The following is a 17,577-nucleotide window of genomic DNA, read 5'->3' as shown; positions in this document are numbered from 1 at the left end:
CGAGCCGAAAAAAACTTCCCGTAACCCGCCCTTTTTAATCACTAAACGATTATTTGGATTTTATATAATTCTTACCGTTGGCTTTTGGTCCAGATGCTTTACCTAAGAACGCCACTAAAACGATAATCGTTAATAGATAAGGCGCAATTTGTAGTAAAACTGGTGGAATTGAAGAAATCACTGGTAATTGCGCGCCGATGATACTCAAACTTTGTGCAAAACCAAAGAATAAGGATGCACCCATCGCACCTAGTGGATTCCACTTACCAAAAATCATTGCAGCCATTGAGATGAACCCTTGACCGACAATCGTTCCTGCTGAAAAGTTCCCAGAGATCGATTGAGCGAACACAGCTCCACCCATGCCTCCAAGAAGACCAGAAATCAAGACACCTGAATAGCGCATTGCATATACATTGATCCCTAGTGTATCTGCAGCTTGAGGATTTTCCCCAACAGAACGTAAACGTAAACCAAATTTAGTTTTGAAGATGACGAACCATGCGATAACAGCAATTAAAATCGCACAATACGCTGGTAAAAATGTATTTCTAAAGAAAATTTGACCAATCACTGGAATCTCAGATAATCCAGGAAATGAAAAGTAACCTAAGTTTTGTGAGATATTGTCTGTTTGTCCTTTACCATACCATGCTTTGATCAAAAATACACCTAAAGCAGGTGCCATCAAATTGATGACCGTTCCGCTGATGATATGGTCTGCTCGCAAGCTGATTGTTGCGACTGCATGGATCAAGGAAAAGAGAACACCAACTACGCCACCGACTAAAATAGCAATCCAAGGAGTCATTGAGCCTAATGTGTCACTCATCGTCAAGTTGAAGACGACCGCACTAAACGCCCCCATCACCATGATGCCTTCTAACCCAACGTTGACGATCCCGCTTCGTTCAGAAAACGTTCCGCCTAAGGAGGTTAAAATCAACGGTGTTGAATAAACAAGTGTTGATGTAAGGATCAAGGAAATCAGTTCTACTGTTGACATTACAGCTCTCCTCCTTCTTGATTTTGTTGATTTGGTTTCGTTTCAATCGTTGCGACGATTTCCTCTTGTTTTTTCCCTTGGAAGAATTTCGCCATAAGGAAACGAATCAAGAAGTTGATCCCCACGAAGAAGATGATCAAGGCAATCGATACATTGACGATTTCAAATGGTACTCCAGCACCAGTCTGCATTCCTAATCCACCGATTTTTAGGACACTGAATAATAGCGCAGATAACAAAATCCCAATCGCAGAACCAGAACCTAATAATGACACGGCCATACCATCAAACCCGATGGATAATGAGGTTGTCTGTACGAAGAAGTTTTGATATGTTCCTAGTCCTTCGACCACACCACCTAGTCCGGCTAATCCACCAGAGATAACCATAGATAAGACAATTGTTCGTTTACTACTCATTCCCGCATATTCAGAGGCATATGGATTCAATCCAACAGAACGGATCTCAAAGCCTAAGGTTGTTTTCTTCATGACGATCCATACAACCACTAACGCAATCAGCGCCAAGAAGAGTCCGCCATTCACACGAGAGCCTCCAAACATCTGGGTCAGCCAAGGAATACGTAAAGATGCATTCTCACTGATCATATTTGAAGAGTCTAAACTTGAACGATAAGATTCAGGCATTATTTCATGAAGTGTATACGTACTTAAATAGAGCAAAATATAATTCATCATGATCGTTACGATAACTTCACTTGTTCCAAAGAACGCACGTAACAATCCTGGAATAGCTGCGGCCATTGCCCCAGCAAGTGCACCTAAAATCACGCACATTGGCAAGAGAATGATTTTTGGTAGATCTGGAAAAGCTAACGCGGTCCAAATGCTTATGATCCAGCCACACAGTGCTTGTCCAGAAAGCCCGATATTAAAGAATCCGGCTGAATTTGCAACAGAAAAACCTAAGGCTGTAAAAATCAAAGGTGTTGCTTGTCTTAATGTTTCACCGATACTTCGTTGTGAACCTAACGAAGCATTCAACATGGAAGAATATCCTTGGATTGGATGGTAACCAAAGGCAACCATCAAAATAGCACCTAGAATCAACCCTAAAATAACCGAAAATATAGGCACTAGCAGATTACGGAACCTTTCGCTACGATCATTCATGTGTGTCACCAACCTTTTCTAACTCTCTACGTGCTTCTTCTAAAGTATACCCCGCCATCAATAGACCTAGCTCGTTTTCAGATGTTTCTTTTGGATCAACGATCCCCACGATTTTTCCTTGATGGATTACCGCAATACGATCGGACACATTTAAAATTTCTTCTAATTCAAAACTAATCAATAAAACTGCTTTGAACTTATCACGTTGCTCAATCAAACGTTTATGGATAAACTCGATTGCACCAACATCTAATCCACGTGTTGGATTCGCAACGATCAGTAGATCAGGGTCACGATCGATCTCGCGAGCAATGATGGCTTTTTGTTGGTTCCCACCAGATAAAGCTTTCGCTGGTACTAATTCGTTCGTTGTCCGCACATCATACTCATCGATTAAATCTCTAGCATGTTCATTCATCACACCATAGTTCAACAGACCATTTTTACTATACGGTTTTTGATAGTAGGTTTGCATGGCAATATTTTCAGATAAAGTCATATCAAGGACCAAACCATATTTATGTCGATCTTCTGGCACATGTCCTAGCCCAGATTCGGTGATTTTACGTGGTTTTTTATTCGTGATCTCTTCGTCTTTCAAACGAATCGTTCCACTTTCTACTTTACGTAAACCGGTTAACGCTTGAATCAACTCCGATTGTCCATTTCCATCGATTCCAGCAATACCTAAGACTTCACCTGCTCGGACTTCCAGACTCAAATCTTTCACTGCTTCTAATCCGCGGTTTTCTTTAACTACAAGATTTTCAACAGAAAGCACCACTTCTTGTGGACGTGCTTCTTTTTTCATTGTTTTGAATGAGACGGTTCTTCCGACCATCATATCGGCTAACTGTTGCGAAGAAACATCTTTAACATTGACCGTTCCAATCCCTTGACCACGACGAATGACCGTACAACGATCGGCAACTGCTTTGATCTCATCTAATTTATGTGTGATCAAAATGATTGACTTTCCTTCTTTGACTAACTCTTTCATGATCACGATCAATTCATCGATTTCTTGCGGCGTCAGTACGGCTGTTGGCTCATCAAAAATCAAGACATCTGCACCACGATAGAGTGTTTTTAAAATCTCCACACGTTGTTCCATACCGACAGAAATATCACGAACGTACGCATCCGGATTCACTGCTAAGCCATATTGCTCAGATAATCGTTTGATTTCTTCCCGGGCTTTCTTACGGTTCAAGATACCGCCTGTACTTGGCTCACTACCTAGTACGATATTTTCTGTTACTGTGAATGCATCGACTAACATAAAGTGTTGATGCACCATTCCGATCCCTAATTGATTGGCTTTCGTCGGGCTCGTGATGTTTACTTCTTTGCCGTGCATCAAAATCTCACCTGATGTTGGCTCTAAAAGACCGGATAAAACATTCATTAACGTTGATTTACCTGCACCATTTTCACCAAGCAAGGCATGGATTTCTCCTGCTTTCACTTGAAGGTTGATGTTGTCATTTGCTTTGAAAGTACCGAATTGTTTCGTGATATTTCGCATTTCGATGACAATATTTTCTTGATCCACATTTTTCACATCCTAACAATTTATATCCAGACGACATTGTTTAAAAAATAAAAGGGACGATGACGATCGTTCACAAAACGTCGCTCATCGAGTAACCAAAATCCAAGGAGCTAAGCTACTTGTTACAAGTTGTTCCCTTATCCAAATCGGGATACCTAGCAACTTGCATAAAAAAACAACATTAAGTAGATAACTAAACGATAGCCCTGTTAAACAATTGTCCAACAAGGCTATAGAAATGGTATTTATTAGCTTTCAGGAGTTTCAGGAACTTCGATGTCACCTGAAATGATTTTTTCTTTTGCTTCATCTACTGCTTTTTTCGCTTCATCAGAAAGTTGGCCTTCAGTGATACCTACACCGTCTTCTTTCAAACCATAAACAGTGTGTTCGCCACCAGGGAAGTCACCCTCTGCTGATTGTTGTGCTAAATCTTTTACAACTGTTCCTACACCTTTAAGTGTTGATGTCAATGTGAAGTTTTTGTCTTCACCATTCAATGTGTAGTTTCCTTCGTCAGATTGGTCACGGTCAACACCGATTACCCAAACTTTTTTGTCGCCTGATTCATTTAATGATTTTGCTTCTTGGAAGACACCGTTACCTGTACCACCTGAAGCATGGAAAATGATGTCAGCGTTTTGTGCGTACATACCTTGTGCGATTGAACGTCCTTTATCTGGAGCTGAGAAATCACCTGCGTATTGGTTCAATACTTCGATGTCTTTATTCAACGCTTCAGCGCCTGCTTTAACTCCGGCATTGAAACCAGCTTCAAAACGGTCGATTACTTCCCCTTTAACGCCACCGATAAATCCAACCACATTTGTTTCAGTTGTGTAAGCTGCTGCAACTCCAGCAAGATAAGAAGCTTCGTTATCTTTGAATGTTGCTGAAACGACGTTGTCTTTTCCTTCGATCACATCATCAATGATTGCAAAGTTTGTTTCAGGGTTACTTGTTGCTTGTTCTTCGATTGCAGGTTTCAATTTAAAACCAATCCCAAAAATTGTCTTGAAGCCAGCGTTTAACGCTTGATCGATATTTGGAATATAATCTGATTCATTGGCAGATTGGAAATATTGGAAGCCATCGTTTCCACGTGACAAGCCTTCCTCTTTACCCCAATCTTCTAACCCTTCCCAAGCTGACTGGTTGAATGAACGGTCGTCGACGCCACCTGTATCTGTAATCAATGCTGCAGTTGCTGTTCCTGATGCACTGTTTCCACCGGTTGAATCAGTAGAATCTGAACCGCCGTTACCGCATGCGCTTAAAAGTAAGCCTGCTGATAGTGCGATAGCACCTAAACCAAATAATTTTGCTTTTTTCATTTCTGTAAAGCCCCCTAAAAGTAGTTGTTTTTTCAACAGTCAGCTGACTGAATTGAACATAATTTATAAATCTTTTTCTGAAAATGCGTAAGGTAATAACTCTCTTACGGTCATCGTTTTCGTCACACCATTGTCGCCAACCAACGTGACTGGCATCTCTGGCTCACAAAATTCTGCCATTACTTGGCGACAAGCACCACATGGAGAAATCGGCTCAGGTGTATGACCTGCAACGACTAGATGTGTAAAGTCCATTTTTTTTTCAGATACTGCTTTAAAAAACGCAGTACGTTCTGCGCAATTCGTTAAGCCAAATGACGCATTTTCGATATTCAATCCTTGATAGGTTTTCCCAGATGCTGTCACTAAACAAGCACCTACTGGAAATTTGGAATAAGGCACATACGCTTTATCCAAAGCGTCGATAGCGATATCGATCCATTCTTGTTTGATTTCTGACATCTTTTTCTCCTTAGAATATTAATAGCCTTCGCCAGTTGAACCGGACATGATTGATACACCAGCACTTGTACCGATTCGTGTTGCACCGGCTTCGATCATTGCCAGGGCTTCCGCTTCATTGTGGATACCTCCTGAAGCTTTGACGCCCATTTCTGGACCAACCGTTTCACGCATCAAGCGGATATCTTCCACTTTCGCGCCACCTGTTGAGAAACCAGTAGATGTTTTCACAAAATCAGCTCCTGCAGCTTTCGCTAATTCACAAGCTTTGATGATTTCCGCTTGTTCTAACAAGGCTGTTTCAATGATTACTTTAACGAACGCGCGATCTTTAGCAGCTTCGACTACGGCTTCGATATCTTTTTTCACGACATCGTCTTGTTCAGATTTCAAGGCACCGATATTGATGACCATATCCACTTCATCTGCGCCATTTTCGATCGCATTCTTTGTTTCAAATGCCTTTGTTTCGGCCGTATTTGCTCCTAATGGGAAACCAATAACGGTACAAACAGCGACTGGCTCACCTTGTAATTCCTCTTTCGCCAAGGCAACCCATGTTGGATTGATACATACTGAATAGAAATGATGTTTTTTTGCTTCCTCAATAATGCGCATCACATCTGCTTTTGTTGCATCTGCTTTTAGAATTGTGTGGTCGATCATTCGATTTAATTCCATGTCTCTTCTCCTTCTACTCTGTAATGATGTCATGAATCAGGATAGGCTTCTCCGCCGTATCACCGATTTCAATATTTTTATATAACAAGTCGATCACTGGCGAAATGTCTTCTTCATTACTATAGATCGTCAATAGCGATTCGCCAGCTTCTACTTTATCACCGATTTTCTTATTCAATCGTAAACCAACAGCATGATCAATCGAATCTTCTTTCGTTTTACGTCCTGCACCAAGCATCATTGCTGCGATCCCTAATTCGTTCGCAACGATTTTTGTCACGACACCTGTTGTCTTCGCTGGCAGTTCATAAATATAACGAGCAGTTAATAACCGCGCAGGTTCATCGACAACTGTTGGGTCGCCCCCTTGGTTCTGGATCATTTCTTTGAATTTAGCTAAAGCTTTCCCTGATTCAAGGGCTTCTTTTAGCATTTCGCGCGCTTCTTCGATCGATTCCGCTTTTTTGGCTAAAACGACCATTTGACTACCTAAAGCATAGCACATTTCAACTAAATCTTCCGGTCCGTTCCCTTGAAGTGTTTCAATGGCTTCAACGACTTCTAAGCTGTTGCCGATTGCTTCACCCAACGGTTCAGACATATCAGAGATCACTGCTACTGTTTGGCGACCGGCTAATTTGCCGATCCGTGTCATGGTCTTCGCCAAGCGTCTCGCGTCATCGATATTTTTCATGAAGGCACCGTCACCCGTCGTCACATCTAGCACGATCGCATCCGCTCCTGCGGCGATTTTCTTACTCATGATCGAACTAGCAATCAATGGGATCGAGTTGACCGTTGCCGTCACATCACGCAAGGCATACAATTTTTTATCTGCTGGAGCGAGATTGCCCGATTGGCCGATCACCGCTACTTTACTTTCGTTCACGGTGCGGATGAATTCTTCATCTGATAGTTCGATCCGAAATCCAGGAATAGCTTCTAACTTATCTAATGTGCCACCTGTGTAGCCAAGACCACGCCCTGACATTTTTGCCACAGTTGCACCTACACTTGCTACTAAAGGTGCTAAAATCAGGGTAGTTGTATCCCCCACGCCTCCGGTAGAATGCTTGTCGACTTTGATCCCATCTAAGGAACTTAAATCGATCACATCGCCAGAATGAGCGATTGCCAACGTTAGATCAGTGATTTCTTCATCGGTCATATCCTGATAGAAAATAGCCATCAATAATGCGCTGATTTGGTAATCAGGAATGTTATCATTTGTGTAGTTCGTGACAATGTACGAAATCTCTTCCTTTGATAATTGGTGTCCATCTCTCTTTTTTTCGATCAAATCGACCATCCGCATGCCGTAATCCTCCTCGTTCTTCATTCGGTATTATACAGGAATTTCGAAAAAGGTAAACCACTTTAGTAAACCGGTTTACTATTTTCCCACAATGTATCTTATCAACTTTGTAAACACTTACATAAGCAATATAACGCCCTACTAGACCTTTGTCAATGTTTTTACGCTCTCACGAATAATTAATTTTGTTTCAAAGACTTTGTTCGGAACTTTTCTTTGTGGAAATTCAATCGTGTCAATCAAAAAGCGAGCTGCATAAAAACCGATATCGAAACTCGGTTGCTTGACCGTTGTCAACTTAGGGATCATATACTCAGACAATTTTAATCCATCAAAGCCGATGACCGAAATATCCTCTGGAATACGCTTGCCCATTTCATCGATTGCCTGGTAACAACCAATCGCCATGGCATCATTCCCACAAAATACCGCCGTTACATCTTTATGACGTAACAAGCGCTTACTTGCTTCGTACCCTCCTTGGACAGTCAGGTCTCCTTCTTCTACAAACTTACCGTTGAACGCCAGTCCATGATCTTTTAGTGCATGACGATAACCATTGAATCGCTCTTCTAACTGATAATAGCCAGTTGTCTCTTTTAGCATACCAATTTTAGTATGACCATTTTTGATCAATAACGAGACAGCTTGATAAGCGCCTTCATATTCTTTCACGATCAAGCGACCGTTATCTCGACGATTCAACCCACGATCGATCAGGATGATCGGCATGTTGTTATAAAAACTACTATCAAGTGCATACTCTTGAGGCAACACATTCGGCGTCGCTAACAATAAACCATCTACGGATCGATGAGAAAGCTCCCTTAAATACTTCAGTTCATTGTCTTGACTATGTCTGGAGTTGCAAAGAATGATGACATATCCTAAGGGGTTTAAATAACTTTCAACCCCTTCGATCACTTTAGAAAAGAAGAAATCCGTCACATCTGGCACGATCATGCCAATCGTTTTTGAGTGACGATTGATCACATTGGAAGCAAAATAATCTGGCTTGTAATGATGTTCATTTACGATCGACAACACTTTTTTTCGTGTCTTTTCACTAAAACGGCTGCCTTTATTATTTAAAATCTGTGACACAGTCGTCACTGAAACACCTGCCATCTCAGCAATATCTCGAATTGTCAGTTTCACTTTTGTTCCCCCTTTATATATGTAAATTCCCTAACAGTGTACCAAATGGTTTTCGAAATGGATAGAGGGAAAAAAGGCTTGGTCAAAAGTAAATGAGTATCATATAGAGATTCACTAGATAAATTTTATAACAATGTCTTATGTTTCGTGGTTCACTCTCATTTCCCCTCATCCTACTTTATTTACCCATCACCGATGACGATTCGTTTATTTGATGTAGTAACATCTATACTCTAAAAATCGACCGCCCCACCCTAGTGTATGTAAATTGCTCTGATTTTATAGACTTTTAAAAAAGCTCGACGTGCTTTTTCACTGTTATTTTAGATATGTAAAAGCATTAAATAATATGTTATTTTTCTATCTTGCATTCCTTATTTTTCACTTTATTTGTCCTGTCATTTTCCTTCCACATCCATTGAGCAACTTCTTGTACAAACAAAAAAAGTCAAAGAAATACTGCTTATTTCTTCGACTGTTTCGTTGCTTTTATTCAGTTGCTTTCAGTCTTCTTTCACACTTCGGATAATATAATAGCCTTTATCTTTGATCACGATTTCTGCGTTCCCAAATGTTTCTTGCATTTTCTTTTGTGCGCTAGGTGCCCCTTGTTTTTTCTGAATGACGATCGTTAAAGTACCGCCCGTACGTAAACGAGGATACGCACCTGTCAAGATTTCATGTACGACTTTTTTGCCTGCACGAATCGGCGGATTGCTGACAATTGCAGCGTAATCTGTTTCTGTCACCTCTTCATAAATGTTTGACTGGTAAATCGCTACATTTTTGATTCGATTTCGCTTCGCATTTCCTTGGGCTAAATCAACCGCTCTAGCATTAATGTCTACCATCTCCACGAAACGTTCACTCGCATAGGCAAGAGAAAGTCCGATTGGACCATAACCACAGCCAACATCCAAAATTTTGCCATCTGGTAGCTGTGCCCATTCAAAGGCATCGATCAATACACGTGAGCCATAATCAACTGTTTCACGTGAAAACACACCCGAGTCCGTCACGAACTGAAAAGTTTTCCCTCTTAGCTCAAATGACCATTCGTCAAACTCATGAGCAATCTCTGGGTGTTCGGAATAATAATGATTCGTCATAGTTTCCATCCTTCTTATCTGTTAGTTGTTCATAGTCTAACGTGTTCCATGAGAAGGTGCAAGCGAAACTGTATGTCTTCGATTGTCTTTTACAAAATCAAGCGAATTAATGCAATACAGAAGGAAAAATCACATCCCTTAACATTTCTCTATTTGTCCTTTTTCGGTATTTGCGTAATCTGTTTCGTGAAAGTAGGAACAGGGTACATCGAACGAGCATAACCCTTGATATTATCGCCTTTATGATGACAAATCGTGAGAGAATCATCCAATTAAACAAATGAGCATTATTGACTCTTACTTCCGCTGACCGATATGATGTGGATGAAAAAATAATCATATTAGGTGAAGTTACTCTGAAGAACATAGGTTATCGCTCGGAAATGTCGAGAGACAGTAACGAGTAAAGCAGGGATTGTCGAATTAAGGCTTTTCCAAGATAACTAGAACTTGTTTCTTACGTCTCAGAAAGCCAAAGCTCAATCAACGTGATTACAATTTCGCACCACAATTGCAAATTACACGTTCCAATGTTTATTTGAGTACGCCGACCTTTATGTATTAAGGAGGCTTTTTTAGGTTGTCAGCAAAAATCGCACCACCGAGAAAACGATGACCATCGCTTGACGTAAAAATGGCTGTCTTGGTATCCTATTGCTATTTTCAACTATTTCGATTTCCTTACTTGGTTGAGATTCGCTTCATCCACTACAACAAATCAATGACTGTCCTCCCAGCAAAAAACTTATTAATGACCAACTCACATCCAATCTCATAGTGATTTATTTCACAGAATATTAAGGATTGTTTAATCTCTATGTGTGCTTCACGATAACTATTGTTTTTTTAAGAGGCCCATGAGACATTTAAAAGGAGAATAAAATGATAAAGGAGGCATAGCTGTATGTCGATCGAAAAATTAGAATATTTCTATATGATTGCCCGTTTCAACAGCCTCTCACAAGCTTCAAAAGAGCTACATGTTAGTATTTCTTCGTTAAGTAGTTCTTTAAAAAGTTTAGAACAAGAAATCGGGACAGATTTGTTTGAACGTCACGGGAAAAAGATCATATTGAGTACCCATGGAAAATCAATCCTTCCTTCCGTAGAATTGATTTTGGCGGAAGCGAAGAAATTGAATATCTCATTAAATGAATCAGTAGACTATCCTTCTTTGCGTGTCGGTACAAGCGATGCTTCGTTTATCTTTGAAGCAAACAAATATCCAATCCGGCATCAAAACTTTACGATCGACTACCGTTATATTCCTTCATTGGATCTGCTAAATAAACTAAGCCAGAAAGAAATCGACTTTGCCATTACTTCTGCTACCTTAGATCACCCCAAATTTATTCAAACAAGGTTAGCCACTTTGGAACTTAAAGTAGCAATCAGTAACTATTTTGTAAAACCAGATGGGATATTATCCGCGGAAGTACTAGAAGAGTTACCTTTTATCTTTTTACTCGACCATGTAGAACATCAAGTGATTACGAAAAAAGTAGTCAAGCAGCTGATCAATGAACCAAAATATGTCGTCTGTCCAGATAGTTTAGGGGCAGCGAAAATGATTACAGAAGGAAAAGGAATGCTATTAGCCAATACCTTTGTGCAAGAACTTTTAGCTATTGAACCTGTTTGTTTTGTCTCTCTACCAACATTTCCAACCATTCATTTTTATCTTTATAAAAACAGTGAATCAGAAAATTTTTACTTCTATCCAGAGGTTGAAAAAGAAATCCAAGCGATTTTTAATCAAACATGTCACACTACACAAATGATGGACTCTGCTGATACTGGCACCTATTACTGCCAAAACGATAAATACTGAAATCAAAATAAGACAAGTATTTCAATGTCGTAAATGAACACCGATAAGAGATCCCAGAGAGATTAATCTTCGAAAGTAAGGCGGCATCCACTGAATTTGTTCTTCAAATTTTGGTGGGTGTCTATTTACTTCCCAAAATGTTACTTCTATTCCTGCCATTTCAGCTAACTTTGAGTTAAACTGTTACTTTTTTCTTACACAATCCTCTATTCTCCTCGCCTCTTTTCAGTTATCAAAAAAGAAAGAACGCCTATTCTTCCATCCTCTGATATGAGAAAAAACCAATTAGTTTCTCGCCTAAGTGGTAGGGTTTGACACGCATTTATGTTAAAATAGGTCCATTGATGGGAGAATCCAGGAGGCTATGTATGAATGATCCAATGAATTATTACCGTGTGGCAAGAGAAGAGTGGCGCGAATTTTACCGAAATGGTCAAGCTCCATTGACACAAGATGAACTAGATAGTATAAAAAGTTTGAATGACCGTATTTCCATGCAAGATGTTCGCGACATTTATGTACCACTTGCGCACTTGATTTTTCTGCATATGAAAGAGTTTGAATCCCTCTCTCTGAGCAAAGGGTTATTCCTTCATAAATATACTCAAGTCCCACCTTTTATTATCGGGATTGCCGGAAGTGTCGCAGTTGGTAAAAGCACCACCGCGCGCTTATTGCAAATGATTTTGTCTCGGACATTCAAACGAAGAAATGTCCAGCTGATCACCACAGATGGTTTTTTATATCCGAATAAAGTCTTAAAAGAACGTGGTATTATGGACCGGAAAGGATTTCCGGAAAGCTATGACATGGAAAGGTTGATCGATTTTCTTAATCAAGTGAAATCCGGTCAAGAAACAACCAAAGTTCCCGTCTACTCTCACGATGTCTATGATATTATTCCCGATGAATATGAACTGATCCAACAACCGGACATTTTGATCGTCGAAGGAATCAACACGCTTCAACTACCAGCTAATCAACAGATTTACGTCAGTGACTTTTTTGATTTCTCTGTCTACGTTGATGCAGATTCTGAATTGATCGAAAAATGGTATTTGGATCGCTTTGGTGCGTTACTTGATACAGCTTTTCAACATCCACAAAACTATTACTACCAATTTGCCATTGGTAATCGTGAAGATGCATTTAAAATGGCAAGAGATGTATGGAAAAATGTGAATTTGAAGAATTTAAACGAATATATCTTGCCTACTCGTGGAAGAGCCGATATAATTCTCCATAAAACTGAAAATCATATTATCGATTCGATTTTCATGCGAAAATATTAGCATTTTAAAATAGTTCAACTATTTTGAGATAAATTTTAAAGGGATAGGGGTAATAAATGTGACGAACGTTGCCGATATGACAAACGTTGAAAAAATCATCGTACTAGATTACGGTAGTCAATATAATCAATTGATTACACGACGCATCCGTGATTTAGGTGTTTTTTCTGAATTATTGAGCCACCGTATTACAGCTGAAGAAGTGAAAGCCATGAATCCGAAAGGGATCATCCTTTCTGGAGGACCAAACAGTGTCTATGATGAGAATGCTTTTGGCATTGATCCTGAAATCTTCAATTTAGGCATTCCAGTGTTGGGTATTTGTTATGGTATGCAATTGATCACGTACAAACTTGGCGGTTCTGTTGAGCCTGCAAAAAACCGTGAATACGGCAAAGCATTGCTTGAAGTAACAGCCGATGATGCGGCACTATTCAGCCAAACACCGAAACAACAAACCGTTTGGATGAGCCATGGGGATCTAGTAACCAAAGTACCAGAAGGTTTTGAAACTGTTGCTACAAGTAGCGATTGCCCAATTGCATCGATCCAAGACAAAGAACGTAACTTCTACGGTATCCAATTCCACGCAGAAGTCCGTCATTCAGAATATGGGATCGAATTATTACGTCATTTTGCTTTTGACATCTGTCACTGTGAAGGCAATTGGACAATGAACAATTTCATCGACATGCAGATCGAAAAAATCCGTGAACAAGTTGGCGATAAAAAAGTCTTACTTGGTTTATCTGGCGGAGTGGATTCAAGTGTCGTTGGTGTCCTTTTACAAAAAGCCATCGGTGATCAATTAACATCGATTTTCGTTGACCATGGTCTATTGCGTAAAGGCGAAGCGGATCAAGTCATGGAAAGCTTAGGCGGAAAATTCGGCTTGAACATCATCAAAGTAGATGCAAGAGAACGTTTCTTAAATAAACTTGCAGGTGTCTCTGATCCTGAAGAAAAACGTAAAATCATCGGTAACGAATTCGTATACTTATTTGACGATGAAGCAACAAAGCTTGCCGGCGAAGAAGGTGTGTCTTTCTTAGCACAAGGAACACTTTACACCGACGTAATCGAAAGTGGAACAGAAACTGCCCAAACGATCAAATCACACCACAACGTAGGTGGCTTGCCTGAGGACATGCAATTTGAATTGATCGAACCATTGAACACATTATTCAAAGACGAAGTCCGCGAACTAGGGACACAGCTTGGTATGCCTGACTCAATCGTTTGGCGCCAACCATTCCCTGGACCAGGTCTTGGTATCCGTGTCTTAGGTGAAATCACTGAAGAAAAATTGGAGATCGTCCGTGAATCAGATATGATCTTACGCGAAGAAATCGCCGCTGCCGGTCTTGACCGTGACATCTGGCAATACTTCACTGTTTTACCTGGTATCCGTTCTGTTGGTGTCATGGGCGACGGTCGTACGTATGACTACACAGTCGGTATCCGTGCGGTCACATCGATCGATGGTATGACAGCTGACTTTGCACGTATCCCATGGGATGTACTACAAAAAATCTCTGTACGTATCGTCAATGAAGTCGCACACGTGAACCGTATCGTGTACGATATTACCTCTAAACCACCAGCAACTGTGGAGTGGGAATAATAACAAACAGCCAACAAACTCTTTTAAATCAGTGTTTGTCGGCTGTTTGTTTTTTCATTATCACACTTTTATCACAGTTAATCGTTATTTCATTTCTTACATCTTTGGCAAAACTCTTTTTGATAATTCAGTATTTATATGATTATCCAGAAGTACCTAAAGTAAATTGAATGTCTTTATAGTCCCAGTGATCCTCAATTAATACTTAAGACTAATGAGTAGTTAATGTACTAATAAATTTAGTGAGAAAAAATTTCACTACTTTTCTAAATGATAGTGCAGTGCATGTTCCAGAATTGTTCCCGTTTTCACCCACGCTTGTAATGATTAATCCACAAAAAATATTGGTGTAATATTGTAAATAAGTTCAAACTTCCTTAAATCGCTTTTACAACGTCTGGATAAGCTATGAGAACCTATCATTTTTAACCCTTGAAAATACTGTAACAAGTCAGCAACTCGTCCAGATTCTTCTGTTAAATGATTGAAAAGTAATTTATAAAAATTATAGTAAACTCCTGTATCTCCAAAAAATAAAAGACTATGACGAACATCACTTATCTTCTCTAAATATTTTTTAGCTAAATTTGATTCTTTGCGTTCGAGCATTAATAAAAAAGCATTGTTATACATACCAAGTAATATTGAATGAAAAATCTCAAAATCTTTATTTTTTTCTATTTTCCTTTCAATATCTGCTAACCGACCTTTTATATAAGTTGTTTCAAATACAAATAAAAGTGTACTAAAGGTTGCTATTTCAAATCTACCCCATTCATCAACAGCTTCCAAATAATTTTTTAGCTTCAATAAATATTTTTTATCAGAATTACTTAATTTTCTTTCGCTATCTACTAATTGGTACCACTCCACTGTCTTAACAACTAAATAATTCCTAATATCTACTATATCATTTGTATCTCTAGCTTTCTCTCGAAGTACTCGCAATGTACGTTGGAAATTTAGTTCATCTTTCCTAATATTCTTTACTAATTTCTTTAAGCTCCAATTCTTTTCTCTTACACTATCCTTGTCTAGGTAAAAAATAAACTCATCTAAATTTAAATTCATTTTTTCCAGTAATCCAATTAAAATAACAAACGGAATATTTGTTTTGCCATTTTCGTATTTCACATAAGTTTCTCTGGTTGTTATTTTATCGGATAAATATTTTTGAGAAATACCTCTTTCTACACGAAGTTTTCTCAATAGCTCATAAACCTCCATACACTCTCCGTTATTTTATTTTTTTTGATGTGAAAATTTTGACCATAATTTAAATTCCTTTTTCTTTGCTACTATAATACCATATGTGAAGAATAAAATAATAAGGTGGTGAAAATATGTTTGATTTTTTAATGCAACTATTCAGAGAGTGGTTCATTGATGTTCAATAATCAATGAATTACCTTGTAAAACAGAAGAATTTGAACTGATGACTGATGGATTAATATATCGATAATTTTCAGGAAATTAAGAGCAACTCCAATGGTTATGTAAATTCAATTTTTAAGGAGAATATTTATATGAAAAAATTCAAGTTCCTAACATTATTACTGACAGTTATTACGTTAGCTTCTTTTATAGTACCTTCAATGACAAGTATTGCTAAAGCATCAGAAATCAAAAATACTAATGAATTATCTAAAACCAAAGAATCAATCATGCAAGAGATTAAAAAAATGGGAGTTGACTTAACCTCACTTACTGATGAACAGAATACATTAGTAGATAAAATGGTAGAAACCTCTCAAAATACTTTTGAAGTAAGCCAAATCGAAAAAGAAAATGTAACCAACTATTTTTCAAAAGATTTAGCGAACAATAAAGTACAGCTGCACATCGATAACACCTACCTAGACAAAGCAAAAATAGTTGTTGTACAAACGATAGATAAAATAACAAATGAAGAATATTATGTAATTACTCTCCCTGTTGCTAGTGAAGACTATAGTTTCATTAGTAATGTTACTGCAACTTATTCTTCAAATGGAGAATTGAAAGCACTTCAAGAAACTTTGATTACTAAGTCACAAAAAAATACATTTGAAATTCATTCTTATTCAAACAATAACTTGGTAAATCATGAAATTTTAGATGATACATTCGTTTCTAACGAACAAATCAAAAATGACATTCAAAATGTTACAAATGAAGTACTAGAAAATTCCAACAAAAGAGGAGCTGTGCAGATAATCGCTTGTCTTGTTGTTGTTTTGGGTGTTAGTTATTATTTAGCAGGAGTTATTCTTGCAGCTTGTAGCGCTTTATGTATTGCCACTTTAGGCACTGCTTGTGCAGCTTGTATCGGTGGATTTTGTGCATTTGCTGGTGTATCGTTGACAACAATCGGCGGTTGTTTCAAACTCTAAATATATGAGCAAAAGAAGAAAGAGTTTCATTATAAGTGTTTTTATTATTGTAATATCGTTAATATCTGTATTTTCTTATCGAAGTTTTGCTAGTTTATCAGATGTATTGCCACTAATTACATCCGAAGAATTACAGAACAAGCTGAATATGCACGAGGATATTATGGTTTACATCGGACGCCCCACTTGTCCAGATTGTCACGAATTTGAACCGGTACTCAGAGATGTTCTTAATGATGCTTCTGAAAAAATATTCTATTATAATACTGATGAAGCTAGGAAAATTGATTCAAAGAAATTAGATGACATTGCTGAAAACTTATCTATTGATGCAGTGCCCACTCTTATAAAAATTTCTGACGGAGAAGTTATTTACAAAAAAAGCGGGAAACAAACGAAAGCGTCAATATTGGAATTTCTTCATTTCGGAGATAATGGAAAGGAGCATGAAAGTGGATAATATTGTTTTTTTCGTTGTTATTTCAATTGTTATCTTGATGTTAATTTCTTGTATTGTCCAAATTCAAACTTTAATTTTGCAGAATAGAAAAGACTTTGACGATGTACTTCACAAATTAAATGAAATGCGTGACGAATTAAATAAGCTTAAGAATTGATATAGCCCCAGAGTGTGTCATACGTTCATTAGTTACACTCTCTCCCCAAACAAGGAGCACTCGAAAATCATGTGATTTTTCGAGTGCT

General features: G+C 38.5%; 16 protein-coding genes and 1 riboswitch. Of the genes, 6 read left to right on the top strand and 10 right to left on the bottom strand.

The window, feature by feature from the left end:
- Positions 1-49: 49 nt before the first annotated feature.
- The 9 genes from IGK01_RS00340 to IGK01_RS00300 all read right to left on the bottom strand — a co-directional run bounded on the left by IGK01_RS00340 (position 50) and on the right by IGK01_RS00300 (position 9,753).
- Complete coding sequence (locus IGK01_RS00340; RefSeq protein ID WP_010734484.1) at positions 50-1,006, bottom strand: ABC transporter permease; 957 nt, start codon at positions 1,004-1,006, stop codon at positions 50-52.
- The gene (locus tag IGK01_RS00335; protein ID WP_010734485.1) at positions 1,006-2,139 is read right to left on the bottom strand and encodes an ABC transporter permease; all 1,134 of its coding nucleotides are present in this window, start codon (positions 2,137-2,139) and stop codon (positions 1,006-1,008) included. Before IGK01_RS00335 ends, IGK01_RS00340 begins: the two co-directional genes overlap by 1 nt.
- Complete coding sequence (locus IGK01_RS00330) at positions 2,132-3,694, bottom strand: ABC transporter ATP-binding protein (RefSeq protein ID WP_019723072.1); 1,563 nt, start codon at positions 3,692-3,694, stop codon at positions 2,132-2,134. The genes IGK01_RS00335 and IGK01_RS00330 overlap by 8 nt, the downstream gene beginning before the upstream one ends.
- 248 nt (positions 3,695-3,942) lie before the next feature.
- Positions 3,943-5,028: a BMP family lipoprotein gene (locus tag IGK01_RS00325; protein WP_010734487.1), complete on the bottom strand. Its 1,086-nt coding sequence runs from the start codon at positions 5,026-5,028 to the stop codon at positions 3,943-3,945.
- A 63-nt stretch (positions 5,029-5,091) separates the two neighbouring features.
- Positions 5,092-5,490, bottom strand: coding sequence for a cytidine deaminase (locus IGK01_RS00320; protein ID WP_010734488.1), 399 nt, complete (start codon positions 5,488-5,490; stop codon positions 5,092-5,094).
- An 18-nt stretch (positions 5,491-5,508) separates the two neighbouring features.
- Positions 5,509-6,171 (bottom strand): deoxyribose-phosphate aldolase, encoded by a 663-nt coding sequence (gene deoC, locus IGK01_RS00315; RefSeq protein ID WP_438840427.1) that lies wholly within the window; start codon positions 6,169-6,171, stop codon positions 5,509-5,511.
- Between the two features lie 13 nt (positions 6,172-6,184).
- Positions 6,185-7,486: a pyrimidine-nucleoside phosphorylase gene (locus tag IGK01_RS00310; RefSeq protein ID WP_010734490.1), complete on the bottom strand. Its 1,302-nt coding sequence runs from the start codon at positions 7,484-7,486 to the stop codon at positions 6,185-6,187.
- Positions 7,487-7,627: 141 nt separating this feature from the next.
- Positions 7,628-8,644, bottom strand: a complete 1,017-nt coding sequence (locus IGK01_RS00305; RefSeq protein WP_010734491.1) for a LacI family DNA-binding transcriptional regulator — start codon at positions 8,642-8,644, stop codon at positions 7,628-7,630.
- Positions 8,645-9,147: 503 nt separating this feature from the next.
- Positions 9,148-9,753: a class I SAM-dependent methyltransferase gene (locus IGK01_RS00300; RefSeq protein ID WP_023518893.1), complete on the bottom strand. Its 606-nt coding sequence runs from the start codon at positions 9,751-9,753 to the stop codon at positions 9,148-9,150.
- 330 nt (positions 9,754-10,083) lie between these two features.
- A riboswitch (M-box (ykoK) riboswitch) is annotated at positions 10,084-10,251 on the top strand.
- 406 nt (positions 10,252-10,657) lie between these two features.
- On the opposite strand from IGK01_RS00300, the gene IGK01_RS00295 reads away from it, so the two are divergent.
- The 3 genes from IGK01_RS00295 to guaA all read left to right on the top strand — a co-directional run bounded on the left by IGK01_RS00295 (position 10,658) and on the right by guaA (position 14,500).
- Positions 10,658-11,584 carry a LysR family transcriptional regulator gene (locus tag IGK01_RS00295; RefSeq protein ID WP_137071895.1) on the top strand — a complete coding sequence of 309 codons (927 nt, stop codon included), beginning with the start codon at positions 10,658-10,660 and terminating at the stop codon, positions 11,582-11,584.
- Between the two features lie 368 nt (positions 11,585-11,952).
- The gene (coaA, locus tag IGK01_RS00290; protein WP_019723173.1) at positions 11,953-12,876 is read left to right on the top strand and encodes a type I pantothenate kinase; all 924 of its coding nucleotides are present in this window, start codon (positions 11,953-11,955) and stop codon (positions 12,874-12,876) included.
- 58 nt (positions 12,877-12,934) lie between these two features.
- Positions 12,935-14,500 (top strand): glutamine-hydrolyzing GMP synthase, encoded by a 1,566-nt coding sequence (gene guaA / locus IGK01_RS00285; RefSeq protein WP_019723174.1) that lies wholly within the window; start codon positions 12,935-12,937, stop codon positions 14,498-14,500.
- 327 nt (positions 14,501-14,827) lie between these two features.
- Here guaA and IGK01_RS00280 read toward each other — a convergent pair whose 3' ends face one another.
- Positions 14,828-15,727: a helix-turn-helix domain-containing protein gene (locus IGK01_RS00280; RefSeq protein ID WP_438840426.1), complete on the bottom strand. Its 900-nt coding sequence runs from the start codon at positions 15,725-15,727 to the stop codon at positions 14,828-14,830.
- A gap of 299 nt (positions 15,728-16,026) precedes the next feature.
- Here IGK01_RS00280 and IGK01_RS00275 point away from each other — a divergent pair, with 299 nt between their 5' ends.
- The 3 genes from IGK01_RS00275 to IGK01_RS00265 are packed head-to-tail and all read left to right on the top strand — an operon-like array spanning position 16,027 to position 17,489.
- A complete protein-coding gene (locus IGK01_RS00275; RefSeq protein WP_226075949.1) occupies positions 16,027-16,872 on the top strand; it encodes a hypothetical protein in 846 nt (281 codons plus the stop codon).
- Between the two features lie 4 nt (positions 16,873-16,876).
- Complete coding sequence (locus IGK01_RS00270) at positions 16,877-17,332, top strand: thioredoxin family protein (RefSeq protein WP_080674300.1); 456 nt, start codon at positions 16,877-16,879, stop codon at positions 17,330-17,332.
- The gene (locus IGK01_RS00265) at positions 17,325-17,489 is read left to right on the top strand and encodes a hypothetical protein (protein WP_023518887.1); all 165 of its coding nucleotides are present in this window, start codon (positions 17,325-17,327) and stop codon (positions 17,487-17,489) included. The genes IGK01_RS00270 and IGK01_RS00265 overlap by 8 nt, the downstream gene beginning before the upstream one ends.
- The last annotated feature ends 88 nt before the right edge of the window (positions 17,490-17,577 follow it).

Source organism: Enterococcus sp. AZ080 (assembly GCF_051714945.1).
Classification (GTDB): domain Bacteria; phylum Bacillota; class Bacilli; order Lactobacillales; family Enterococcaceae; genus Enterococcus_B; species Enterococcus_B pernyi.
The sequence above is the reverse complement of the archived record's forward strand: the minus strand, read 5'-3'. Positions and strand labels throughout refer to the sequence as shown.